Source organism: Pseudomonas gingeri, from assembly GCF_013385635.1.
Classification (GTDB): domain Bacteria; phylum Pseudomonadota; class Gammaproteobacteria; order Pseudomonadales; family Pseudomonadaceae; genus Aquipseudomonas; species Aquipseudomonas gingeri_A.
This window is the reverse complement of record NZ_JACAPR010000026.1, coordinates 1-23,606: the sequence shown is the minus strand read 5'-3', so window position 1 is coordinate 23,606 and position 23,606 is coordinate 1. Positions and strand designations below refer to the sequence as shown.

Here is a 23,606-nt window from a genome sequence, read left to right as displayed (position 1 = left end):
AGACGCATCCCGATGCGCCAGGCGAGCACCAGGATTCCATTAGCCACGCCCGCAGACGCGGGCCAACGAAGAACTTTGAACCATGGCCACTATCCACGTAGACGGCAAAGCGCTCGAAGTCGATGGGGCAGACAACCTGTTACAGGCATGTCTGTCGCTAGGCCTCGACATCCCTTATTTCTGCTGGCACCCCGCGCTCGGTAGCGTCGGTGCCTGTCGCCAGTGCGCGGTCAAGCAGTACAACGACGAGAACGACACCCGTGGTCGTATCGTCATGTCCTGCATGACCCCGGCCACCGACAACACCTGGATCTCCATCGACGATGAAGAATCCAAGGCGTTCCGCGCCAGTGTCGTCGAATGGCTGATGACCAACCACCCGCACGACTGCCCGGTCTGCGAGGAAGGCGGTCACTGCCACCTGCAAGACATGACCGTGATGACCGGCCACAACGAGCGCCGTTATCGCTTCACCAAGCGTACCCACCAGAACCAGGAACTGGGCCCGTTCATTTCCCACGAAATGAACCGCTGCATCGCCTGCTACCGCTGCGTGCGTTTCTACAAGGACTACGCCGGCGGTACCGACCTCGGTGTGTTCGGCGCCCACGACAACGTGTACTTCGGTCGCGTCGAAGACGGCACCCTGGAAAGCGAGTTCTCCGGCAACCTCACCGAGGTCTGCCCGACCGGTGTGTTCACCGACAAGACCCACTCCGAGCGCTACAACCGCAAGTGGGACATGCAGTTCTCGCCGAGCATCTGCCATGGCTGCTCCAGCGGTTGTAACATCAGCCCGGGTGAACGCTACGGCGAACTGCGTCGTATCGAGAACCGTTTCAACGGTTCGGTGAACCAGTACTTCCTGTGCGACCGTGGCCGTTTCGGCTATGGCTACGTCAACCGCACCGACCGCCCACGCCAGCCGCTGCTGGCCGACGGCACCAGGCTGAGCCTGGACAACGCCCTGGATAAAGCTGCCGAGTTGCTGCGCGGTCGCAACATCGTCGGTATCGGTTCGCCCCGTGCCAGCCTGGAAAGCAACTACGCCCTGCGCGAACTGGTCGGTGCCGAGCACTTCCATTCGGGTATCGAAGCATCCGAGCTGGAGCGCATCCGCCTGGTCCTGCAGGTACTCAAGGACAGCCCGCTGCCCGTGCCGAACATGCGCGACATCGAAGACCACGATGCCGTGTTCGTCCTCGGTGAAGACCTGACCCAGACCGCCGCTCGCATGGCCCTGGCCCTGCGCCAGTCGGTCAAGGGCAAGGCCGAAGCCATGGCCGATGCCATGCGTGTCCAGCCCTGGCTCGATGCCGCGGTGAAGAACATCGGCCAGCACGCGCTGAACCCGCTGTTCATCGCCAGCCTGGCAGAAACCAAGCTCGACGACATCGCCGAAGAATGCGTGCACGCCGCACCTGACGACCTGGCCCGCCTCGGTTTCGCCGTGGCCCACGCCCTTGACGCCAGCGCACCGGCTGTCGAAGGCCTGGACGCTGAAGCCGTTGAACTGGCCAAGCGCATCGCCGACGCCCTGCTCGCCGCCAAGCGCCCATTGATCATCGCCGGTACCTCCCTGGGTTCCAAGGCGCTGATCGAAGCCGCCGCAAACATTGCCAAGGCCCTGAAGCTGCGCGAAAAAGCCGGTTCCATCAGCCTGATCGTGCCGGAAGCCAACAGCCTCGGCCTGGCCATGCTCGGTGGTGAGTCGCTGGACGCTGCCCTGCAAGCGGTCATCGATGGCAAGGCCGACGCCATCGTCGTGCTGGAAAACGATCTGTTCACCCGCACCGACGCCGCCAAGGTCGACGCTGCGCTGAATGCCGCGAAAGTGGTGATCGTCGCCGACCACCAGAAGACCGCTACCACCGACCGCGCCCACCTGGTGCTGCCGGCGGCGAGCTTCGCCGAAGGCGACGGTACCCTGGTCAGCCAGGAAGGTCGCGCCCAGCGCTTCTTCCAGGTCTTCGATCCGAAGTACCTCGATGCGAGCATCCTGGTCCACGAAGGCTGGCGCTGGCTTCATGCCCTGCGTGCCACCCTGCTGAACCAGCCGATCGACTGGACCCAACTGGACCACGTCACTGCCGCCTGTGCATCGAGCACGCCGCAACTGGCCCGCATCATCGATGCGGCACCGTCCGCGGCGTTCCGCATCAAGGGCATGAAACTGGCCCGCGAACCGCTGCGCTACTCCGGTCGCACCGCCATGCGCGCCAATATCAGCGTGCATGAGCCGCGTACCTCCCAGGACGTCGATACCGCGTTCGCCTTCTCCATGGAAGGTTACTCGGGCTCCGTCGAACCGCGCCAACAGGTGCCGTTCGCCTGGTCGCCGGGCTGGAACTCGCCACAGGCCTGGAACAAGTTCCAGGACGAAGTCGGTGGTCACATCCGTGCCGGCGACCCGGGCACCCGCCTGATCGAAAGCCAGGGTGATGCGCTGAACTGGTTCGCCAGTGTTCCACGCGCCTTCAACCCAGCCCAGGGCACCTGGCAAGTGGTGCCGTTCTTCCACCTGTTCGGCAGTGAAGAGAACTCTTCCAAGGCCGCACCGGTTCAAGAGCGCATCCCGGCGGCCTACGTCGCGCTGGCCAAGTCCGAAGCGGACCGCCTGGGCGTCAACGATGGCGCGCTGCTCAGCCTGAACGTGGCGGGCATTCAACTGCGCCTGCCACTGCGCATCAATGAACAACTGGGCGCCGGCCTGGTGGCCCTGCCGGCCGGTCTGGCCGGGATTCCACCAGCGATTTTCGGCAAATCCGTCGACGGTCTGCAGGAGGCAGCTCAATGACCTGGTTCACACCTGAAGTGATTGACGTGATCCTCACGGTCATCAAGGCCATTGTCATCCTGCTGGCCGTGGTGGTCTGCGGTGCCCTGCTGAGCTTCGTCGAACGTCGCCTGCTGGGCTGGTGGCAGGACCGCTACGGTCCGAACCGTGTCGGCCCGTTCGGCATGTTCCAGATCGCCGCCGACATGCTGAAGATGTTCTTCAAGGAAGACTGGACGCCACCGTTCGCCGACAAGGTGATCTTCACCCTGGCACCGGTTGTGGCCATGAGTGCCTTGCTGATCGCCTTCGCCGTGATCCCGATTACCCCGACCTGGGGTGTCGCGGACCTGAACATCGGCCTGTTGTTCTTCTTCGCCATGGCCGGCCTGTCGGTCTACGCGGTGCTGTTCGCCGGTTGGTCGAGCAACAACAAGTTCGCCCTGCTGGGCAGCTTGCGGGCCTCGGCCCAGACCGTGTCGTACGAAGTGTTCATGGGTCTGTCGCTGATGGGCATCGTGGCCCAGGTCGGCTCGTTCAACATGCGCGACATCGTCGACTACCAGGCCCAGCACCTGTGGTTCGTCATCCCGCAGATCTTCGGTTTCCTGACCTTCTTCATCGCCGGCGTGGCCGTGACTCACCGTCACCCCTTCGACCAGCCGGAAGCGGAACAGGAACTGGCCGATGGTTACCACATTGAATATGCCGGCATGAAATGGGGCATGTTCTTCGTTGGCGAGTACATCGGCATCATCCTGATCTCGGCGCTGCTGGTCACCCTGTTCTTCGGTGGCTGGCACGGTCCGTTCGGCATCCTGCCGCAACTGTCGTTCATCTGGTTCGCCCTGAAGACCGCGTTCTTCATCATGCTGTTCATCCTGCTGCGCGCTTCGATCCCGCGCCCACGGTATGACCAGGTGATGGACTTCAGCTGGAAATTCTGCCTGCCGCTGACCCTGATCAATTTGCTGGTGACCGCTGCGCTTGTGTTGTTGAACACGCCTGCGGGCGCGGTTCAGTGAGGATTTGACCCATGTTCAAATATATTGGCGACATCGTTAAGGGTACCGGTACCCAGTTGCGAAGCCTGGTGATGGTTTTCGGCCATGGCTTCCGCAAACGCGACACCCTGCAATACCCCGAGGAAGCGGTGTACCTGCCACCGCGCTATCGCGGCCGCATCGTCCTGACCCGCGACCCCGATGGCGAAGAGCGCTGTGTAGCCTGCAACCTGTGCGCCGTGGCGTGCCCGGTGGGCTGCATCTCGCTGCAGAAAGCCGAAACCGACGACGGTCGTTGGTACCCGGAGTTCTTCCGCATCAACTTCTCGCGCTGCATTTTCTGCGGCCTCTGCGAGGAAGCCTGCCCGACCACCGCGATCCAGCTGACACCGGATTTCGAGATGGCCGAGTTCAAACGTCAGGACCTGGTCTACGAGAAAGAGGATCTGCTGATCTCCGGCCCCGGCAAGAACCCTGATTACAACTTCTATCGTGTTGCAGGTATGGCTGTTGCCGGGAAGCCGAAAGGCTCCGCCCAGAACGAAGCCGAGCCGATCAACGTGAAGAGCTTGCTGCCTTAAGGAAGAACGATGGAATTCGCTTTCTATTTCGCATCGGGTATCGCGGTTGTGTCCACGCTTCGCGTGGTCACCAACACCAACCCCGTGCACGCCCTGCTCTATCTGATCATTTCGCTGATCGCCGTGGCGATGACCTTCTTCAGCCTCGGCGCACCGTTCGCCGGTGCCCTGGAAGTGATTGCCTACGCCGGCGCCATCATGGTGCTGTTCGTGTTCGTGGTGATGATGCTCAACCTCGGCCCGGCCGCGGTCCAGCAGGAGCGCGTCTGGCTCAAGCCCGGTATCTGGGGTGGGCCGGCCGTGCTGTCGTTGCTGCTGCTGATCGAACTGCTGTACGTACTGTTCAGCCACAGCAGCGGTGCCGCGATCGGTCAAACCACCGTAGGCGCCAAGGCCGTGGGCATCAGCCTGTTCGGCCCGTACCTGCTGGTGGTCGAACTTGCCTCGATGCTGCTGCTCGCCGCAGCCATCACGGCATTCCACTTGGGCCGCAACGAGGCGAAGGAGTAATACCATGCCTGCTATCCCTCTTGAGCATGGACTGGCCGTCGCCGGTATCCTGTTCTGCCTCGGCCTGGTCGGCCTGATGGTCCGCCGCAACATCCTCTTCGTGCTGATGAGCCTGGAGGTGATGATGAACGCCGCCGCCCTGGCCTTCGTCGTCGCGGGCGCACGCTGGGCGCAACCGGATGGACAGATCATGTTCATCCTGGTGATCAGCCTGGCAGCCGCCGAGGCCAGTATCGGCCTGGCGATCCTGCTGCAGCTGTATCGCCGCTTCCACACGCTCGATATCGACGCTGCCAGTGAGATGCGCGGATGAACATGATCTTTCTGACTTTCGTATTCCCCCTGATCGGTTTCCTGCTGCTGTCGTTCTCCCGTGGACGCCTCTCGGAAAACCTCTCGGCGCTGATCGGTGTCGGCTCCATCGGCCTGTCGGCGATTGTCGCCGCCTACGTGATCTGGCAATTCAATGTCGCACCACCGGAGGGTGGTCACTACACTCTGCTGTTGTGGCAGTGGATGTCGGTGGACGGTTTTGCCCCGAACTTCGCCCTGTACATCGACGGCCTGTCGATCACCATGCTCGGTGTCGTGGTCGGCGTGGGTTTCCTGATCCACCTGTTCGCGTCCTGGTACATGCGCGGTGAGGACGGCTACTCGCGTTTCTTCGCCTACACCAACCTGTTTATCGCCAGCATGCTGTTCCTGGTCCTGGGCGATAACCTGTTGTTCCTGTACTTCGGCTGGGAAGGCGTGGGCCTGTGCTCCTACCTGTTGATCGGTTTCTACTACAGCAACCGCAACAACGGTAACGCGGCACTCAAGGCCTTTATCGTCACCCGCATCGGCGACGTGTTCATGGCCATCGGCCTGTTCATCCTGTTCCAGCAACTGGGTACGCTGAATATCCAGGAACTGCTGGTCAAGGCGCCCGAGCACTTCAAGGTCGGCGACTTCTGGATCGTCCTGGCGACCCTGATGCTGCTGGGCGGCGCGGTCGGCAAGTCGGCCCAACTGCCGCTGCAGACCTGGCTGGCGGATGCGATGGCCGGTCCTACCCCGGTTTCGGCACTGATCCACGCCGCGACCATGGTGACCGCCGGTGTCTACCTGATCGCCCGTACCCACGGCCTGTTCGCCCTGGCGCCGGATATCCTGCATCTTGTCGGTATCGTCGGTGGCGTGACCCTGGTTCTCGCCGGCTTCGCCGCCCTGGTCCAGACCGATATCAAGCGTATCCTCGCCTACTCGACCATGAGCCAGATCGGCTACATGTTCCTGGCCCTGGGCGTCGGTGCCTGGGAAGGCGCAATCTTCCACCTGATGACCCACGCCTTCTTCAAGGCCCTGCTGTTCCTTGCATCCGGTGCGGTGATCGTTGCCTGCCACCACGAGCAGAACATCTTCAAGATGGGCGGCCTGTGGAAGAAACTGCCGTTGGCCTACGCCAGCTTCATCGTCGGTGGTGCCGCCCTGGCCGCCCTGCCGATCGTCACCGCCGGTTTCTACTCGAAGGACGAAATCCTCTGGGAAGCCTTCGCCAGCGGCAACCACGGCCTGCTGTACGCCGGTCTGGTCGGTGCGTTCATGACCTCGCTGTACACCTTCCGCCTGATCTTCATCACCTTCCACGGTGAAGCCAAGACCGAAGCCCATGCCGGCCACGGGATTTCCCACTGGCTGCCGTTGGGCGTGCTGATCGTACTGTCGACCTTCATCGGCGCCTGGATTCATCCGCCACTGGCCGGCGTCCTGCCGGAAAGCGCCGGTCATGCCGGCGGCGAAGCCAAGCACAGCCTGGAAATCGCCTCGGGCGCCATCGCCCTGGCCGGTATCCTGCTGGCGGCCCTGCTGTTCCTCGGCAAGCGTCGCTTCGCCACCGCCGTCGCCAACAGCGGCATCGGGCGTTTCCTGTCGGCCTGGTGGTTTGCCGCCTGGGGCTTCGACTGGATCTACGACAAGCTGTTCGTCAAGCCATACCTGGCGATCAGTCATGTGCTGCGCAAAGACCCGCTCGACCAGACCATAGGCCTGATCCCGCGTATGGCCAAAGGCGGTCACACCGCCCTGAGCCGCACCGAGACCGGTCAGCTGCGTTGGTATGCCGCGTCGATCGCCGCTGGTGCCGTGCTGGTACTTGGCGCCATCGTACTGGTAGCGGTCTGACTATGAACCTTGCGACATTGCGAAAGGAATTGAGCCCGTCATGATTCTGCCTTGGCTAATCCTGATCCCCTTTATCGGTGGCCTGCTGTGCTGGCTGGGTGAGCGTTTCGGCTCTACCCTCCCCCGCTGGATTGCGCTGCTGACCATGTCCCTCGAACTCGCCCTCGGCCTCTGGCTGTGGGCCCACGGGGATTTCCACCTGGCACCGGCGCCTGGCGCCGATCCGACCTGGGCGATTGAGTTCAAGCACGTCTGGATCCAGCGTTTCGGCATCAACGTGCACCTGGCCCTCGATGGCCTGTCGCTGTTGATGATCCTGCTGACCGGCCTGCTGGGTATCCTCTCGGTACTCTGCTCGTGGAAAGAGATCCAGCGTCACGTGGGCTTCTTCCACCTGAACCTGATGTGGATCCTGGGTGGTGTCGTCGGCGTGTTCCTGGCCCTCGACCTGTTCATGTTCTTCTTCTTCTGGGAAATGATGCTGGTGCCGATGTACTTCCTCATCGCGCTCTGGGGTCACAGTTCTTCGGACGGCAAGAAAACCCGGATCTACGCGGCGACCAAGTTCTTCATCTTCACCCAGGCTTCCGGCCTGATCATGCTGGTGGCGATCCTCGGTCTGGTGCTGGTCAACTTCAACAACACCGGCGTGATCACCTTCAACTACGCCGATCTGTTGAAGACCAAGATGTCGCTGACCACCGAGTACATCCTGATGCTCGGTTTCTTCATCGCCTTCGCGGTCAAGCTGCCGGTGGTGCCGTTCCACTCCTGGCTGCCGGACGCCCACGCCCAGGCGCCGACCGCCGGTTCCGTCGACCTCGCCGGTATCCTGCTGAAGACCGCTGCCTATGGTCTGCTGCGTTTCGCCCTGCCGCTGTTCCCGAACGCCTCGGCCGAATTCGCGCCGATCGCCATGACCCTGGGTCTGATCGGGATCTTCTACGGCGCGTTCCTGGCCTTCGCACAAACCGACATCAAGCGCCTGATCGCCTTCTCCAGCGTCTCGCACATGGGCTTCGTGCTGATCGGGATCTACTCCGGCAGCCAGCAAGCCCTGCAAGGCGCGGTGATCCAGATGCTGGCCCACGGTCTGTCGGCGGCGGCACTGTTTATCCTCAGCGGCCAGCTCTACGAGCGTACCCACACCCGTGACATGCGTGAAATGGGTGGCCTGTGGTCGAAGATCGCCTACCTGCCGGCCATCAGCCTGTTCTTCGCCGCCGCCTCGCTGGGGCTGCCGGGAACCGGCAACTTCGTCGGCGAGTTCCTGATCCTGATCGGCACCTTTGTCAGTGCGCCGTGGATCACCGCGATTGCCACGTCCGGCCTGGTGTTCGGTTCGGTCTACTCGCTGATCATGATCCACCGCGCCTACTTCGGTCCGGCCAAGTCGGACGAAGTGCTGCACGGCATGGACGGTCGCGAACTGGCCATGGTGCTCGGTCTTGCGGCACTGCTGATCTACATCGGCGTGTACCCGCAACCGTTCCTCGACACGTCTGCCGCCACCATGCATGGCGTGCAGCAGTGGCTCGGCACCGCCTTCACTCAACTCGCTTCGGCCCGGTAAGAGCGCTATGGAATTCACGATCCAACACTTTATCGCGCTGGCGCCGCTGCTGATCACCAGCCTCACCATTATCGTGGTGATGCTGGCAATCGCCTGGCGCCGCAACCACTCACAGACCTTCCTGCTCTCGGTAGCCGGTCTCAACCTGGCGTTGCTGTCGATTCTGCCGGCACTGAAAGTCGCCCCGCTGGTGGTGACCCCGCTGATCCAGATCGACGATTTCGCCTGCCTGTACATGGCGTTGATCCTGGTGGCGACCCTGGCCTGCGTCACCCTCGCCCACGCCTACCTGGGTGATGGCGGCGCGGGCTACCCGGGCAATCGCGAAGAGCTGTACCTGCTGATCCTGATGGCCGCCGCCGGTGGCCTGGTCCTGGTCAGCGCGCAGCACCTGGCCAGCCTGTTCATCGGCCTGGAACTGCTCTCGGTACCGGTCTACGGCCTGGTGGCCTATGCCTTCTTCAACAAGCGCTCGCTGGAAGCCGGTATCAAGTACATGGTGCTGTCGGCCGCCGGTTCCGCGTTTCTGCTGTTCGGCATGGCCCTGCTCTATGCCGAAGCAGGCACCCTGAGCTTCACCGGTATCGGCCACGCCCTGGCCGCCACCGGCCTGCCTAGCCCGATTGCCCAACTGGGCCTGGGCATGATGTTGGTCGGCCTGGCGTTCAAGCTGTCGCTGGTACCGTTCCACCTCTGGACCCCGGACGTCTACGAAGGTGCCCCGGCGCCGGTAGCGGCCTTCCTGGCCACCGCCAGCAAGGTTGCCGTGTTCGCCGTGATGATCCGTCTGTTCCAGATCTCGCCGGTCGCCAGCAGTGGTGTCCTGAGCAACGTGCTGGCGGTGATTGCCGTCGCGTCGATCCTGGTCGGTAACCTGCTGGCCCTGACCCAGAGCAACCTCAAGCGTTTGCTCGGTTACTCGTCCATCGCCCACTTCGGCTACCTGCTGATCGCCCTGGTGGCGAGCAAGGGCCTGGCGCTGGAAGCCATGGGCGTGTACCTGGTCACCTATGTGATCACCAGCCTCGGCGCCTTCGGCGTGATCACCCTGATGTCCTCGCCGTACAACGGTCGTGACATGGATGCCCTGTACGAGTATCGCGGCCTGTTCTGGCGTCGTCCGTACCTGACCGCCGTACTGACCGTGATGATGCTGTCCCTGGCCGGTATCCCGTTGACCGCCGGCTTCATCGGCAAGTTCTACATCATCGCGACCGGTGTCGAATCCCAGCACTGGTGGCTGATCGGCTCTCTGGTGATCGGTAGCGCCATCGGTGTCTTCTACTACCTGCGCGTGATGGTCACCCTGTACCTGATCGAGCCGAACCTGCGCCGCCACGATGCCCAGTTGCATTGGGAACAACGTGCGGGCGGTGTGATGCTGCTGGCAATCGCGGTACTGGCCTTCTTCCTCGGCCTGTACCCGCAGCCGTTGCTGGAACTGGTGCAACACGCGGTACTGGCCAGCTAAGCAAGCGGCCAGCCCGACCCGACACCCCGCCCGAGGCAACTCCGGCGGGGTGTTTTGTTTTCAGCGCCCCGTCAATCCATTGCGAACGATTCTCGACTTCTATAGGCTGGCGCGCCCTGTTCCGCCGAGCCATGATCAATGCGTATCGCCCTGCCCTCTTCCCTGTTGCCTCTGGCGGCGCTGTTCTGCGCCGCACCGTTGCAAGCCGCGCCCGACCTGCTGGAGCTCGGTGAAGTGGACGTACGCAGCGAAGAGGTCAGTGAATTCGACAACGCCCGTGCGCAACTGCATGAGATTCCCGGCGCCAGCAATCTGATCGACCTCGATCGGGTCGAAAACGGCCGCACCGCCAGCAACCAGGACGTGCTGGCCTACCAGCCCGGGGTATATGCCCAGTCAGCCGGCAATGACGGCACCAAGGTGTCGATTCGTGGCTCAGGCCTCAACCGTGCGCCCGGCGCCCACGGTTCGGGCATCTACACGCTGTTCGACGGCCTGCCACTGACCGGTCCCGGCGGCACGCCCTATGAATTGTTCGAACCGCTGTGGCTCAGCCGTGCCGAAGTGCTACGGGGCGCCAACGGTTTTGACCGTGGCTCTCTCGCCCTCGGCGGGGCCATCGACTATGTCACCCACACCGGACGGGATGCCGCGCCGCTGCAGGTGCGTTATGAAACCGGCAGCCATGGTTATCGCAAGCGCCAGATCAGTTCCGGCCAGGTTCTCGGCGACCTGGATTATTACCTGGCCCTGACCGACTCGGACGATGATGGCTATCAGGACCATACCCGGGGCAGCAGCAAGGGCCTCGCGGCAAATGTCGGCTATCGCTTCAGCCCGGAACTGGAGACCCGCCTTTACCTGCGCTATCGCGAAACCGACAACGAACTGGCCGGACGCGTGACCCAGGACCAGATCAGGCACCACCCGCGCGCCGCCAACCCGCTCTATGTCAGTCGTGACGCCAGCCGTCCGCAACCAGGCAGTACCTGGCTGGGCAGCAAGACCACGATATACCTGGACGACGATTCGCAGCTCGAGGTCGGGCTGGTCTACCACGACTACCCGATGGACCTGCGCGAAGGCATCAACCGCCTGAAGGTCGCCTACACCGATGTCAGCGGTACCTTGAACTACACCCATCGCGACACACTGTTCGGCCTGGAAAGCAAAAGCACCCTGGGTTGGCGCAGCACCAAACACCTGCCCAACAGCGGTGCCTCGGAGTTTGTGCGGATCCAGACCAATCCGCTCTACCCGGTCGGCACCAAGACCCGGGATTTCAGTTACCAGGGCTCGGACAATGTGCTGCATGCCGGCAATGATCTGGAACTGATGCCCGATCTCTGGCTGACCACCGGCCTGGCGATGATCCATACCCGTCGCGAAAGTGATGTGAGCTATCCGGCCAACGGCGGCAAGGTCAGCCAGCACGACTGGGACTACGCGCCACGGGTGGGCCTGCGTTACGCGTTCAGCCCACGGTTACAGGTCTATGGCAACCTCAGCCGTTCGGTCGAGCCGCCGCATCCGTGGGCACTGATCTGGAGTTCGGGAACCCGCTTCGGCGCGGGCAATGGCGCCGCCACCGGTCTGCAAAGCACGCCGATGCAACTCAGGAACCAGACCGCGACCACTCTGGAACTAGGCAGCCGGGGCGAAGCCTGGCTCGGCAAATGGGACCTGGCGTGGTACTACTCGGCGGTCCGCCATGAACTGCTGACGGTGGAGATGCAGGCCGCCACACAGACCCAGGCGCAGATCACGGGAGAGGTGAACGCCAGCCCCACCGTGCACCAGGGTATCGAAGCCGGCCTGGAAAGCCTGCTGTGGGAGCATCCGGGCCTGGGCACGGTGTCCCTGCGCCAGGCCTATACCCTCAGCGACTTCCATTATCGCGACGACGCGACATTCGGCGACAACCGCCTGCCGGGTATTCCCCAGCATTACTACCAGGCAGAGATTCGCTATGCCCATCCGACCGGTGTCTATGTCGGCCTGAATACGCAGATGGCCTCACGGGTCGCCGTGGACTACGCCAACTCCCGTGATGCCTCGTCCTATGCCCTGCTCGGCGCGACCCTGGGTTATACCTCGCCCAAGCAGGACTGGCAGGCCTGGCTGGACCTGCGCAACCTGGGTAACGAGCGCTATGCCGCCGTGGTGGTGCCCGGCTACGACGACAAGGGCACCGATGCCGCGCGTTCGGTGCCTGGCGAAGGCATGGGCGTGTATGCCGGGGTTTCCTACAGTTTCAGATGATGTGTTCAGGCGGGAAGCTTTATCCGTTTCTTGCTCTCGGTGAAGATGCCCCAACTGGACAGGAACAAGGCGGCGATCAGCGGCCCGATGACAAAGCCGTTCAAGCCGAACACCGACAATCCGCCCAGGGTGCTGATCAGGATCAGGTAATCGGGCATGCGTGTGTCCTTGCCCACCAGGATCGGGCGCAGGACATTGTCCACCAGACCGATCACCAGTACCCCGAACAACGCCAGCACCACGCCTTGCCAGATGGCTCCGGTCATCAGGAAATACACCGCCACCGGCGCCCAGACGATCCCCGCACCCACCGCCGGCAAGAGCGATAGAAACGCCATGGTCACCGCCCAGAGCAAGGCGCTGGGAATATCCAGCAGCCAGAAAATCACTCCGCCCAGGGCACCCTGGGTCACCGCCACCAGCAGATTGCCCTTCACCGTGGCCCGTACCACGCGGTTGAACTTCAGTTGCAGGCGGCGCTTCTGTTGCTCGGCCAGGGGCACGGCGGCGCGAATCCGGCGCACCAGTTCCGGACCGTCGCGCAGAAAGAAGAACAGCAGGTAGAGCATGATGAAAAAGCTCACCACGAACTCGAAGGTCCCCTGCCCGACACTCACGGCCTGGCTGGCAAAGAACTGGCTGCCTTGCGTCGCGCCCTTGACCACCTTGGCCTGGAGCCCGTTGAGATCACCCAGCCCGAACTGATCCAGCCCGCGCTGGAAAGACGCCGGCAACAGATGCTTGAACTGCGCGACATGCCCGGCGATATCCAGCTGGCCGCTTTCGATGTTGCGGTACAACGCCGTGCCTTCCTGCACCAGCAAGGCACCGATGACGATCACCGGCAGCACCGCGATCACCAGACAGATCCCCAGGGTGCACAGCGCCGCCAGGTTGCGCCGGGCGTTCAGGCGCTGAAGCAGACGGCGTTGCAAGGGGGCGAAGACGATGCCGAGGATGACCGCCCAGAACACCGCGCCGTAGAACGGCTGGAGAATCCACAGAAAGGCAATCGTCACCAATGCCAGCAGGACCAGCAGGGATTTGTTGTGCAGGGAAGTTTCGCTCATGGCCGGTCCACCTGGGAAAAAACGGCGGGGACGCTCAGGCCCTCCCACATTAGTCCGCCGGACGGGCTCATTCGTTCACCCGGTCTGGACCCAGATCAATAAACCCGAAGCCCGGGCGGTTTAACCTCGCGACTTTTTGCGAACGATCCGACCATGTCCCTTCCCGCTCCTGAATTGCTGGCCCCCGCCGGTACCCTCAAGAACATGCGCTATGCCTTCGCCTACGGCGCCGACGCCGTGTATGCCGGCCAGCCGCGCTACAGCCTGCGAGTGCGCAACAACGAATTCGATCACGCCAACCTGGCACTCGGCATCCGTGAAGCACAGGCCCAGGGCAAGCGCTTCTATGTGGTGGTGAACATCGCCCCGCACAATGCCAAGCTCAAGACCTTTCTCAAGGACCTGGCACCGGTGATCGCGATGGCGCCGGATGCGCTGATCATGTCCGATCCGGGGCTGATCATGCTGGTGCGCGAACATTTCCCGCAGATGCCGATTCACCTGTCGGTACAGGCCAATACGGTGAACTGGGCCAGTGTGCGGTTCTGGCAGCAACTGGGGCTGACGCGGATCATCCTGTCGCGGGAGCTGTCCCTGGAAGAGATCGCCGAGATCCGTGAACAAGTCCCGGACATGGAGCTGGAAGTCTTCGTCCACGGTGCCTTGTGCATGGCCTACTCGGGACGCTGCCTGTTGTCCGGCTACATGAACCGGCGCGATGCCAACCAGGGCAGTTGCACCAACGCCTGCCGCTGGAAATACACGGCGCAGCCGGCCGAGGAAAACCTCACGGGCGAGATCGTCAAGGTCTTCGCCCCCGAACCGGTCGAGCCGACCCTGGGCCTCGGCGCACCGACCGACCAAGTGTTCCTGTTGCACGAAGCCAATCGCCCCGGGGAATCGATGCCCGCCTTCGAGGACGAACACGGCACCTACATCATGAATGCCAAGGACCTGCGCGCGGTGCAGCATGTCGAGCGCCTGGCACGCATGGGCGTGCACTCGCTGAAGATCGAAGGCCGGACCAAATCGCACTTCTACTGCGCCCGGACCACCCAGGTCTATCGCCAGGCCATCGACGATGCGGTGGCCGGACGCGAGTTCGATCGCAACCTGATGAACAACCTCGAGTCACTGGCCCAGCGCGGCTATACCGAAGGCTTCCTGCGCCGGCATGTGCATGACGAATACCAGAACTATCAGAACGGCAGCTCGGTCTGCGAACGCCAGCAGTTTGTCGGCGAATTGACGGGAGTACGTCGCGACCGGCTGGCCGAGGTCAAGGTGAAAAACCGTTTCGGGCTGGGCGATCACCTGGAGTTGATGACGCCCAGGGGCAACTTTCATTTCGATCTGCATGAGCTGCGCAATGGCAGCGGCGGCGCGATTGAAGTGGCGCCGGGGGATGGACACACGGTGTATCTGCCGATTCCGGATCAGGTCGACCTGCGTTTCGGTTTGTTGATGCGCGATATTCAGGTCAGCCCGTAGAGCATTGCTGGCTGGGCTGCCCTCTTCGCCGGCAAGCCGGCTCCCACAGGGGATTTGTGGGAGCCGGCTTGCCGGCGATGTTTTCAGATCCGGAACTGCCCCACCAGCTTGCCCAGGCGCTGCCCCAGATCCGCCAGGCTGCGGGAAGTCTGGGCGCCCCGTTGGGTTTCATCGGCCACACTGTCCACCGCCGTGGCAATCTGGTGCACGCTGCGGTTGATCTCTTCGGCGACCGCCGTCTGCTCCTCGGCAGCGCTGGCGATCTGCGCGTTCATCGCATTGATGGTGCCGATCAACTGCGCCATGGTATCCAGCGAGGCACCTGCTTCGTTGGCGCGCACCGAAGTGCCGTCGCCCGCTTCACTGGAACGGCGCATGGCCTCGACCGCCAACTGCGTGCCCGACTGCAAACGATCGATCATCCCCTGGATTTCCTGGGTGCTCTGCTGGGTCCGGCTGGCCAGCGCCCGGACCTCGTCGGCGACCACCGCGAAACCACGTCCGGCCTCACCGGCCCGGGCGGCCTCGATGGCCGCGTTGAGCGCCAGCAGGTTGGTCTGTTCGGCAATCGAACGGATCACTCCCAGCACGCTGACAATCGACGTCACGTCCTGCTGCAGGCTGTCCAGGGAGGTACCGCTGCTGCGGATATCCTCCACCAGCGCGTGAATCTGCTGGATGCTGCCATCCACCACGCGCTTGGCGGTCTGGCCTTCGGCATCGGTCTGCTGGGCCGCGACCGCCGCGCCCTGGGCACTGCGCGCGACTTCCTGGGCCGCCGACGACATCTGGTTGATCGCCGTGGCGACCTGATCGGTTTCGTGGCGCTGACGCTCCATCGCCTGCTCCGAGCGGTTGGCCTGCTCGGAGACCTGACCGACCAGCCCGGTCAACTGGCCGGTCATCTCGGTAATCTGCCGGACCAGGCCATGGATCTTGTCGACAAAGCGGTTGAACGAGCCGGCCAGTTCCCCCAGTTCGTCCTGGCTGGTGATCGCCAGGCGGTGCGTGAGGTCACCCTCGCCCGCGGCGATATCGTCGAGGTTGGCCTTCATCAGGATCAACGGGCGCAGGATGGTATTGGCGACGATCATCCCGACCACCGCGATCACCAGCAGTACCAGCACGGCAATCCCGACGATGCTCAGCACCACGCCTTCCATGCGTTCGTTGACCTTGCCCTGCACCACCGCGACCTGGGCTTCAATGCCATCGAGGTTGACCGAGGAGCCGATGGCCATGTCCCACTTGGACAGGTACTCGGTGTAGCCCAGCTTGGGTACCAGCACCGTCTCATTGCCCGGCAGCGGCGAACTGTATTGCAGGTAATGGGTACCGTCCTTGGCAACTTGCACCAGATCCCGGTTCACATAGACGCCGTTGGGATCACGGGCCTCCCTGAAACTATTGCCCAGGCCTTCCGGGCTGTTGCTCTTGAACAGCCGGACGATCTGCGAATCGTAGCCGAAGAAGTAACCGTCCTTGCCGTACTTGATGCTCGCCAACAGCTTGATCACCTGATCGCGGGAAGCCTGGTCACCCGGCGCGGCGGCATCGTAGAGCGGCTTGATCGCGGTCATCGCCACCGCCACATAGCTCTGCAAGGTGGCCTTGGCCTCGGAGATCAGTCGCTGCCGGGTTTCCTCGACTTCGTTGCGGGCCTGGTTCTGCAGGATCAGCACAGTGGTCAGGCTGATCACGACCGCGAACAGCAGGACCGGCAATACCGCGAGGGACAGGACTTTGGCCTTCAGGCTCAGGCGCATGGTGGTGTTCTCTTTATTGTCGGCAGGTAAGGGGTTAACGGCCCCGACGCCGGAAAGTTGAGGGCCATCGGCACCCGCAGAAGCCACACGAACCGTGGGGACGGCAGTTATGGCCAGCATGAAATCGACCGTCAACGACGTATTGTCGATTTCAATCGACAGTCATTCGATGGGATAAAACCCGCACTTTCCTGACACAGGTCATTGTTTTTTATTTGTTCGTTCAAATAAAGAAAAAGCTGACCAGGCCGTTAAACTTCCAAACCTCTGTAGTTCAAGATTAAGGACGTCTTTCATGTCGCTCAGACAGCTTTCCATCCAATGGAAAATCACCCTGCTCGCCGGACTCAGCCTGTTGGGGATCGTCACCCTGCTGGTCGGCCTTTCGCTCTATCGCATGGAGCACAGTTCGGAGCTGGTCAAGGCATCGAGCATGGAGATGCTCAACGAGGCCGCCCAGGCGCGCATCGAGGCCCAGGGTGAAGTGCAGGCGTTGATCATTCGTCGCCAGTTCATGGACGCCTACCAGTACGGCAACGGTTTTGCCCGCCAGGTGCTGTTCCTGCGCGAACAGGCGCAGAAGCGTTTTCTCGATGCCTTCGACTTGCGCGAGGACCTGACCCGCCAGGTCAAGGCCGCACTGCAGGCCAACCCGGACCTGCTCGGCCTGTCTCTGGTCTTCGAAGCCAATGCACTGGACAGCAAGGACGAACTGTTCGCCGGCCAGAAGGAACTGGGCAGCAACGACAAGGGCCGCTTTGCCCTCTACTGGTCGCAACCGACCCCGGGCCAACTGACCTCCATGGCGCTGCCGGAAAGCGACATGAGCGACACCAGCACCGGTCCCAGCGGCGAACCGAACAACGCCTGGTTCACCTGCCCGCGCAGCACCCTCAAGCCCTGCGTGATCGAACCCTACTTCTACGAGATCGATGGTCATAACGTGCTGATGACCAGCATCGTGTTTCCACTGATCGTCGAGGGCAAGGTCATCGCCTCGCTGTCCGTGGATATCAATCTCAACAGCCTGCAAGCGGTCAGCCAGCAGGCGAGCAAGAAACTCTACGACGGCCAGACCAGTGTCAGTATTCTCAGCCCGGTGGGCCTGCTGGCCGGCTACAGCCCGGATGCCGGCAAGCTCAGCCAGCGCCTGGACCAGGTCGACAGCCACAATGGTGCCGCACTGATCCGCCAACTGGCCGGCAGCAGCGAAACACAGGTGCTGCGCAGTGACGCGCAACTGAAGATTCTCGCACCATTCCTGCCGATTCCCGGCGGCAAGCCATGGGGCGTGTTGCTCGATGTGCCGGAAAAAGTCCTGGTCGGGCCGGCCGAAGCGCTGAAGACCCAACTCGATGAGCGCAACGCCGCCGGCACCCTGATCGAGCTGGGTCTGGGCCTGCTCGGCGCCGTGATCGGACTGTTGCTGGTCTGGCTGATGGCCCGCAGCGTGACCCGGCCGATTCTCGGCGTGGCCAATATGCTCGAAGATATCGCCAGTGGCGAAGGTGACCTGACCCGTCGCCTGCACTACGACAAGCAGGATGAATTGGGCCAACTGGCAGGCTGGTTCAACCGTTTCCTCGACAAGCTGCAGCCGGTGATCGCCGACGTCAAGCGTTCGGTCCAGGACGCCCGTGGCACCGCCGACCAGTCAGCGTCCATCGCCACCGAGACCAGCGCCGGCATGGAGCAGCAGTACCGCCAGGTCGACCAGGTCGCCACCGCCTCCCATGAAATGAGTGCCACCGCCCAGGATGTCGCCCGCAGCGCGGCCCAGGCCGCCCAGGCCGCGCGTGATGCCGACCAGGCGACGCGCCAGGGACTGACCGTGATCGGTCGCACCACCGCCAGCATCGGCCATCTGGCCGCCGACATGAGCGACGCCATGGGCCAGGTCGAAGGCTTGGCGGCCAACAGCGAGAAGATCGGTTCGGTGCTGGAAGTCATTCGTGCGATTGCCGAGCAGACCAATCTGCTGGCGCTCAACGCCGCCATCGAAGCCGCTCGGGCCGGTGAAGCCGGACGCGGCTTTGCGGTGGTCGCCGACGAAGTGCGCAATCTCGCGCGGCGCACCCAGGAGTCAGTGGAGGAAACCCGCCAGGTCATCGAGGAACTGCAAACCGGCACCCGCGAAGTGGTGACCTCCATGGGCAACAGCCACCGCCAGGCCCAGGGCAGTGTCGAGCAGGTCAGCCAGGCAGTGACGGCATTGCAGCAGATCGGCGACGCGGTAACGGTGATCACCGACATGAACCTGCAGATTGCCAGCGCGGCGGAAGAACAGAGCGCGGTGGCCGAGGAAATCAACAACAACGTGGCGAGCATTCGCGATGTCACCGAATCGCTGTCCGGCCAGGCCAACGAATCGGCACGGGTCAGCCAGTCGCTCAACCAGTTGGCCAACCAGCAACAGGGGCTGATGGATCAGTTCCGGGCCTGAGGTCCCGCGCGCAGTCGCTTCAGCTTCTGCGCGGCAAATCGATCGTCACCAGCAGCCCGCCCAGCGGGCTGCTCGACAAGCTCATCCGCGCCCCCCAGGCGTCGACGATATCGCGCACGATGCCCAATCCCAGCCCATGCCCGATGGTCTGCTCATCCAGGCGCGTTCCACGGCTGAATACCGCATCCCGATTCTGCTCGGGAATCCCCGGACCATCATCTTCGATACTCAGGCGATGACCTCCCGCGGTTTCGGCGATGCTCAGGCGTACTTCGGCATCGGCCCACTTGCAGGCGTTGTCCAGCAGGTTACCCAGCAGTTCGAGCAAGTCCTCCCGGTCCCAGGGCAACTGCAGGCCGGGTGGTGAGGCATGGCTCAACAGCAGGTGATCGCCATGGATCATGCTCAGGGTCGAGAGCAACCCGGGCAGCTCCGTATCACAATCGAATGGCACGCCCGGCAAGGCCTCGCCAGCGAGACGGGCACGGTTCAACTCACGACTCAGGCGCTGTTCGATCTGTTCCAGCTGTTCGCGCAACACCTTGCGCAAGTCTGGCTGGCCATCCAGCCGGGTGCTCGACGCCAGGCTCAGCAGCACCGCTAACGGGGTTTTCAGGGCATGGCCGAGATTGCCCAGGGCATTGCGTGAACGTTTGAGGCTGTCTTCGGTATGGGCCAGCAGATGGTTGATCTGCGCCACCAGCGGTTCGAGTTCCAGCGGCACCTGGGTATCCAGTTGCGAGCGCTGCCCCTGCTGCAATTGCGCGATCTGTTCCCGAGCGTTTTCCAGAGGACGCAAGGCCCGGCGAACGGTGACCCGTTGCAACAAGAGCATCACGATCAGCGCCGCGAGGCCGATCCCCAGGCCGATACGCTGCATCAGTTGGAAGCTTTCCCGCACCGGCGTGTAGTCCTGAGCCACGCTGATGCTGATCGACTGCCCGAGCCGCCGGTAGTCCGAACGCAGCACCAGCAGCATCTGCCCTTCGGGTCCCAGTTGCAGGTTGGCATGCAGGCCCGGTTGCGCCGGAACCGGTAGCTCCTGGTCCCAGAGCGAACGGGAACGCCAGTGATGATCGGCGAAGTCGATCCGGAAGTAGTGCCCGGAGAACGGTCGCTGATAAGCCGGGGACAATCGCCGCTCATCCAGCTGTAGCCCCTGGGGGCCGCGTACCAGGGCGACCAGCAAGTTCTCGCTGTCGGCGTGCAGGCCATCCTCCAGATAGCGCTGCAGGCCCACTTCGAACAACCACAGGCTGGTTTGCGCGACGATCAGGCCGACCACCAGCAGCACGCTGACCAGGCCCAGGCTCAGGCGGCGCTGGATCGACCTCACCCGGTGGTTCCGCCGAACCGGTAACCCTGGCCGCGGCGAGTCTCGATCACCGCACGCCCGAGCTTGCGGCGCAGGTGATTGACGTGCACTTCCAGCACATTCGAATCGCGTTCGGTTTCACCGTTGTAGAGATGTTCGGCCAGATGACCTTTGGAAAGAATCTGCTCGGGGTGCAGCATGAAGTAGCGCAACAGGCGAAACTCGGCCGCGGTCAGCTGGATCTCCGCACCGTCGCGGCTGACGCACTGGCGGCCCTCATCCAGATGCAGGCCCGCAGCCTTCAGCGTCGGCTGGTTGGGCTGGCCGTGGGCACGACGCAGCAACGACTGCACCCGCAGTTGCAGCTCTTCCGGATGAAAGGGTTTGGTCAGGTAGTCGTCGGCTCCGGCCTTCAGCCCTTCGATACGCTCGGCCCAGGAGTCCCGTGCGGTCAGGATCAGCACCGGCACCGTCAGGCCACCGGCCCGCCATTGCTGCAGCACCTCCAAACCCGGCAAGCCCGGCAGCCCCAGATCGAGAATGACCAGGTCATAGGGCTCGGTCGCCCCCTGATACGCCGCATCGCGCCCATCAGCCAACCAGTCGACGGCGTATCCCTGGCGTGCCAGGCCGGCCAGCAGCTCATCAGCCAGGGGCACGTTATCTTCCACCAGCAGCAGCCGCATCAGTCATCCTCCTCGTCTTTCAATAAGTCACCATTGCTGGCGTCCAGCTTGAGTTCCCGGACCACACCGGCCTGGGTCAGCAATTCGACCTCGTAGACATAGAGGCCATGCTTGGCCTCCAGTTCAGCCTCCAGCAGCTTCGCCCCGGGGTAATGCCCCATGGCCTGCTGCAGCAGGCGCTCAAGAGGCAGGATCACCCCCTGCTGACGCAGGCGCAGGGCTTCGTCCTGGTCCAGGTCCCTGGCCGACGCCAGGGAACAGAGAGTGGTCAGCGCCAGCAGAGCGCAGGCACGCGCATTGAAGATCATTACCTGTCCTGATGGTCCTTGAGAACCTGACCGCTGATGGCGTCCAATTCAATCTCCCACTCAATTCCCTGAGCATCGCGCAGTTCTACCTGATAAATGTAGTGGCCGTATTTCTCGTCCAACTCGGTATCCCCCAGCACAGCGCCAGGGTGTCGGGCCAAGGCAACGGCCGTCAATCGATCAAGAGGCTGGATTGTACCTGCCACTTGCAGTTTCGCCGCTTCGTCACTGGCAATATCACGACCCGATACATGACAGGTGGTGACTACCAGAGCGAAAAAGGCCAAAGCGGCGCCCAGGGCTTTCATCGTAGGTCTCCATGGCAAATGGCCAGTTATGCCCGCCACGTTAACCGTCTCAACTTAAGCGAAGCTGAATTTCCCCGGCTGTCATCTATTCACGCCTATTCACAAACCGGCCCTTTTCCTGATGTCGACAGCCTTTCGCGGCAACCTTCCCTATAATTCGGCGACCCAGAGAACGAGGGCTGTATGACTGCGATTCACATCAAATTTCCCGCGCTGACCCTCAAGGCCGGCAAGCGCGCATTCCGGCGTATTCGTGAAGGTGGCCTGAAGGCCGCCGATGTCGGCACGCTGCCGGGCGCGGCGGGCGGACCGAAAGCCCTGGGCATCCAGGGCCTGGACCTGGCACTGTTCGGTGAATGGCTGCCGGCGAGTCCACGAGAGCGCTCGCTGATCGGCGCCTCGATCGGTGCCTGGCGGTTTGCCAGTGCCTGTCTGCCGAATGCAGCGCAAGGCATCGAACGCCTGGGACAGCTGTACAACGAACAGAGCTTCGCCAAGGGCGTGACCATGGCCGAGGTCAGCCAGAGCTGTCAGCGCATGCTGCATGACCTGCTCGATGGCCGGGACGCCTCGATCCTGACAAACGAGCACTACCGCTTGAACGTGGTCATCGTGAAGAGCCATGGCTTGCTGGCCCACGACCATCGGGGTCGTCTCGGACTGGGGCTGTCCTCGGTCATTGCCGATAACCTGGTCGGACGCGGGCGCCTGGCCCGCCACTTCGAGCGGGTGATCCTGCATGACCCGCGCCTGTCCCCTCCCCTGCTGCCCCTGCAGGACTTTCCGTCACGCTTGCTGCCACTGGCCTCGGATAACCTGCGCCAGGGACTGCTGGCCTCCGGCTCGATCCCGATGGTGATGGAGGGCGTACGGGACATCGTCGGCGTCGGCAAGGGTACCTATCGCGACGGCGGCCTGCTCGACTATCACCTTGACCTGCCCTTTAGCGGCGAGGATGTGGTGCTGTATCCGCACTTCACGGACAAGGTCATTCCCGGTTGGTTCGACAAGGCGCTGCCATGGCGACGCGGGAATCCGGACCGGCTGCAGGATGTCCTGCTGCTGGCCCCTTCGCGTGAATACCTGGCCCGCCTGCCTCACGGCAAACTGCCGGACCGCAATGACTTCAAGCGCTACATGGGCGATGACAAGGGCCGCCAGGCCTACTGGCGCGAGGCAATGGCACAGAGCCGGCGCCTGGGTGACGAATTCCTCGAACTGGCCGATAACGGCGGGCTGGGCGAGCGCCTGCTGGCGCTTTGAGTCGGTCATCACGCAGCGGAGCTGTTAAACTGCCGAGTTGCACTTATCGCTCAAGCGATAGCCACCCTTCAGAGCTGACAATACTGTGGAAATCTTCAAAGAGTTTACGTTCGAATCCGCCCACCGCCTGCCTCACGTACCGGATGGACACAAGTGTGGCCGCCTGCATGGTCACTCCTTCAAGGTGGCGATCCATCTGAGCGGTGAAGTCGACCAGCATACCGGTTGGATTCGCGATTTCTCCGAGATCAAGGCGATCTTCAAGCCTCTCTATGAGCGCCTGGACCACAACTACCTGAACGATATCCCTGGCCTGGAGAACCCGACCAGCGAAAATCTGGCGAAGTGGATCTGGCAGGAACTGAAGCCGCTATTGCCTGAGCTGTCGGCGATCCGCATCCATGAGACCTGCACCAGCGGATGTATCTACCGCGGGGAGTGAATACCGGGCATAAAAAAACCACCTGCCAGAGGTGGTTTTTTTATGCCCGGATGTAGGGACCGGCCGACACGATCATTCCCACGATCATGCCTATCCCTGTGGGAGCCGGCTTGCCGGCAATGAGGCCCTATGATCGTTCCCACGCTCCGCGTGGGAACGCCTCTCTGGACGCTC

19 protein-coding genes are annotated in these 23,606 nt (G+C 62.7%); 13 read left to right on the top strand and 6 right to left on the bottom strand.

The window, feature by feature from the left end; genetic code table 11:
• Nucleotides 1-82: 82 nt before the first annotated feature.
• From nuoG to HX851_RS27435, 9 genes are all read left to right on the top strand, one after another.
• The gene (gene nuoG, locus HX851_RS27475; protein WP_177066242.1) at nucleotides 83-2,797 is read left to right on the top strand and encodes an NADH-quinone oxidoreductase subunit NuoG; all 2,715 of its coding nucleotides are present in this window, start codon (nucleotides 83-85) and stop codon (nucleotides 2,795-2,797) included.
• Nucleotides 2,794-3,801 (top strand): NADH-quinone oxidoreductase subunit NuoH, encoded by a 1,008-nt coding sequence (nuoH, locus tag HX851_RS27470; RefSeq protein WP_177056680.1) that lies wholly within the window; start codon nucleotides 2,794-2,796, stop codon nucleotides 3,799-3,801. Before nuoG ends, nuoH begins: the two co-directional genes overlap by 4 nt.
• An 11-nt stretch (nucleotides 3,802-3,812) precedes the next feature.
• A complete protein-coding gene (gene nuoI, locus HX851_RS27465; RefSeq protein WP_017123831.1) occupies nucleotides 3,813-4,361 on the top strand; it encodes an NADH-quinone oxidoreductase subunit NuoI in 549 nt (182 codons plus the stop codon).
• A 9-nt stretch (nucleotides 4,362-4,370) separates the two neighbouring features.
• A complete protein-coding gene (nuoJ, locus tag HX851_RS27460) occupies nucleotides 4,371-4,871 on the top strand; it encodes an NADH-quinone oxidoreductase subunit J (RefSeq protein ID WP_017123830.1) in 501 nt (166 codons plus the stop codon).
• Between the two features lie 4 nt (nucleotides 4,872-4,875).
• The gene (gene nuoK / locus HX851_RS27455) at nucleotides 4,876-5,184 is read left to right on the top strand and encodes an NADH-quinone oxidoreductase subunit NuoK (protein WP_010444593.1); all 309 of its coding nucleotides are present in this window, start codon (nucleotides 4,876-4,878) and stop codon (nucleotides 5,182-5,184) included.
• A complete protein-coding gene (nuoL, locus tag HX851_RS27450; RefSeq protein ID WP_177066241.1) occupies nucleotides 5,181-7,034 on the top strand; it encodes an NADH-quinone oxidoreductase subunit L in 1,854 nt (617 codons plus the stop codon). The genes nuoK and nuoL overlap by 4 nt, the downstream gene beginning before the upstream one ends.
• A gap of 40 nt (nucleotides 7,035-7,074) precedes the next feature.
• Complete coding sequence (gene nuoM / locus HX851_RS27445) at nucleotides 7,075-8,607, top strand: NADH-quinone oxidoreductase subunit M (protein ID WP_177056682.1); 1,533 nt, start codon at nucleotides 7,075-7,077, stop codon at nucleotides 8,605-8,607.
• Nucleotides 8,608-8,614: 7 nt separating this feature from the next.
• Nucleotides 8,615-10,078, top strand: coding sequence for an NADH-quinone oxidoreductase subunit NuoN (gene nuoN / locus HX851_RS27440; protein WP_177056683.1), 1,464 nt, complete (start codon nucleotides 8,615-8,617; stop codon nucleotides 10,076-10,078).
• Nucleotides 10,079-10,216: 138 nt separating this feature from the next.
• Complete coding sequence (locus HX851_RS27435; RefSeq protein ID WP_177066240.1) at nucleotides 10,217-12,340, top strand: TonB-dependent receptor family protein; 2,124 nt, start codon at nucleotides 10,217-10,219, stop codon at nucleotides 12,338-12,340.
• Nucleotides 12,341-12,345: 5 nt separating this feature from the next.
• On the opposite strand, the gene HX851_RS27430 is transcribed toward HX851_RS27435, so the two are convergent.
• Nucleotides 12,346-13,410, bottom strand: coding sequence for an AI-2E family transporter (locus HX851_RS27430; RefSeq protein ID WP_177056685.1), 1,065 nt, complete (start codon nucleotides 13,408-13,410; stop codon nucleotides 12,346-12,348).
• A 153-nt stretch (nucleotides 13,411-13,563) separates the two neighbouring features.
• On the opposite strand from HX851_RS27430, the gene trhP reads away from it, so the two are divergent.
• A complete protein-coding gene (gene trhP, locus HX851_RS27425; RefSeq protein WP_177066239.1) occupies nucleotides 13,564-14,901 on the top strand; it encodes a prephenate-dependent tRNA uridine(34) hydroxylase TrhP in 1,338 nt (445 codons plus the stop codon).
• Between the two features lie 83 nt (nucleotides 14,902-14,984).
• Here the strand turns inward: trhP and ctpM are convergent, their stop codons facing one another.
• Nucleotides 14,985-16,667 carry a methyl-accepting chemotaxis protein CtpM gene (ctpM, locus tag HX851_RS45655; protein ID WP_177066238.1) on the bottom strand — a complete coding sequence of 561 codons (1,683 nt, stop codon included), beginning with the start codon at nucleotides 16,665-16,667 and terminating at the stop codon, nucleotides 14,985-14,987.
• Nucleotides 16,668-16,962: 295 nt separating this feature from the next.
• On the opposite strand from ctpM, the gene HX851_RS27415 reads away from it, so the two are divergent.
• Complete coding sequence (locus HX851_RS27415) at nucleotides 16,963-19,110, top strand: methyl-accepting chemotaxis protein (RefSeq protein ID WP_177056688.1); 2,148 nt, start codon at nucleotides 16,963-16,965, stop codon at nucleotides 19,108-19,110.
• 19 nt (nucleotides 19,111-19,129) lie between these two features.
• On the opposite strand, the gene HX851_RS27410 is transcribed toward HX851_RS27415, so the two are convergent.
• Genes HX851_RS27410 through HX851_RS27395 form a run of 4 tightly spaced genes read right to left on the bottom strand, consistent with a single transcriptional unit; the run spans nucleotide 19,130 to nucleotide 21,727 of the window.
• Nucleotides 19,130-20,446 carry an ATP-binding protein gene (locus HX851_RS27410; protein WP_177066237.1) on the bottom strand — a complete coding sequence of 439 codons (1,317 nt, stop codon included), beginning with the start codon at nucleotides 20,444-20,446 and terminating at the stop codon, nucleotides 19,130-19,132.
• A complete protein-coding gene (locus HX851_RS27405; protein ID WP_177056690.1) occupies nucleotides 20,443-21,111 on the bottom strand; it encodes a response regulator transcription factor in 669 nt (222 codons plus the stop codon). The genes HX851_RS27410 and HX851_RS27405 overlap by 4 nt, the downstream gene beginning before the upstream one ends.
• A complete protein-coding gene (locus HX851_RS27400; protein ID WP_177056691.1) occupies nucleotides 21,111-21,419 on the bottom strand; it encodes a PepSY domain-containing protein in 309 nt (102 codons plus the stop codon). Before HX851_RS27400 ends, HX851_RS27405 begins: the two co-directional genes overlap by 1 nt.
• A complete protein-coding gene (locus HX851_RS27395; RefSeq protein WP_177066236.1) occupies nucleotides 21,419-21,727 on the bottom strand; it encodes a PepSY domain-containing protein in 309 nt (102 codons plus the stop codon). The genes HX851_RS27400 and HX851_RS27395 overlap by 1 nt, the downstream gene beginning before the upstream one ends.
• A 183-nt stretch (nucleotides 21,728-21,910) precedes the next feature.
• Between HX851_RS27395 and HX851_RS27390 the strand changes: the two genes are divergently transcribed.
• Nucleotides 21,911-22,990 (top strand): patatin-like phospholipase family protein, encoded by a 1,080-nt coding sequence (locus tag HX851_RS27390; RefSeq protein WP_177066235.1) that lies wholly within the window; start codon nucleotides 21,911-21,913, stop codon nucleotides 22,988-22,990.
• An 85-nt stretch (nucleotides 22,991-23,075) separates the two neighbouring features.
• Nucleotides 23,076-23,432, top strand: a complete 357-nt coding sequence (queD, locus tag HX851_RS27385; protein ID WP_177066234.1) for a 6-carboxytetrahydropterin synthase QueD — start codon at nucleotides 23,076-23,078, stop codon at nucleotides 23,430-23,432.
• The last annotated feature ends 174 nt before the right edge of the window (nucleotides 23,433-23,606 follow it).

Coding starts and splice junctions, on each gene's coding strand:
- HX851_RS27390 (WP_177066235.1), top strand. CDS start 21,911: ATGACTGCGATTCACATCAAATTTCCCGCGCTGACCCTCAAGGCCGGC.
- nuoL (WP_177066241.1), top strand. CDS start 5,181: ATGAACATGATCTTTCTGACTTTCGTATTCCCCCTGATCGGTTTCCTG.
- trhP (WP_177066239.1), top strand. CDS start 13,564: ATGTCCCTTCCCGCTCCTGAATTGCTGGCCCCCGCCGGTACCCTCAAG.
- nuoH (WP_177056680.1), top strand. CDS start 2,794: ATGACCTGGTTCACACCTGAAGTGATTGACGTGATCCTCACGGTCATC.
- nuoJ (WP_017123830.1), top strand. CDS start 4,371: ATGGAATTCGCTTTCTATTTCGCATCGGGTATCGCGGTTGTGTCCACG.
- HX851_RS27405 (WP_177056690.1), bottom strand. CDS start 21,111: ATGCGGCTGCTGCTGGTGGAAGATAACGTGCCCCTGGCTGATGAGCTG.
- HX851_RS27395 (WP_177066236.1), bottom strand. CDS start 21,727: ATGAAAGCCCTGGGCGCCGCTTTGGCCTTTTTCGCTCTGGTAGTCACC.
- nuoM (WP_177056682.1), top strand. CDS start 7,075: ATGATTCTGCCTTGGCTAATCCTGATCCCCTTTATCGGTGGCCTGCTG.
- HX851_RS27435 (WP_177066240.1), top strand. CDS start 10,217: ATGCGTATCGCCCTGCCCTCTTCCCTGTTGCCTCTGGCGGCGCTGTTC.
- nuoN (WP_177056683.1), top strand. CDS start 8,615: ATGGAATTCACGATCCAACACTTTATCGCGCTGGCGCCGCTGCTGATC.
- HX851_RS27430 (WP_177056685.1), bottom strand. CDS start 13,410: ATGAGCGAAACTTCCCTGCACAACAAATCCCTGCTGGTCCTGCTGGCA.
- HX851_RS27415 (WP_177056688.1), top strand. CDS start 16,963: ATGTCGCTCAGACAGCTTTCCATCCAATGGAAAATCACCCTGCTCGCC.
- ctpM (WP_177066238.1), bottom strand. CDS start 16,667: ATGCGCCTGAGCCTGAAGGCCAAAGTCCTGTCCCTCGCGGTATTGCCG.
- nuoK (WP_010444593.1), top strand. CDS start 4,876: ATGCCTGCTATCCCTCTTGAGCATGGACTGGCCGTCGCCGGTATCCTG.
- nuoI (WP_017123831.1), top strand. CDS start 3,813: ATGTTCAAATATATTGGCGACATCGTTAAGGGTACCGGTACCCAGTTG.
- HX851_RS27400 (WP_177056691.1), bottom strand. CDS start 21,419: ATGATCTTCAATGCGCGTGCCTGCGCTCTGCTGGCGCTGACCACTCTC.
- nuoG (WP_177066242.1), top strand. CDS start 83: ATGGCCACTATCCACGTAGACGGCAAAGCGCTCGAAGTCGATGGGGCA.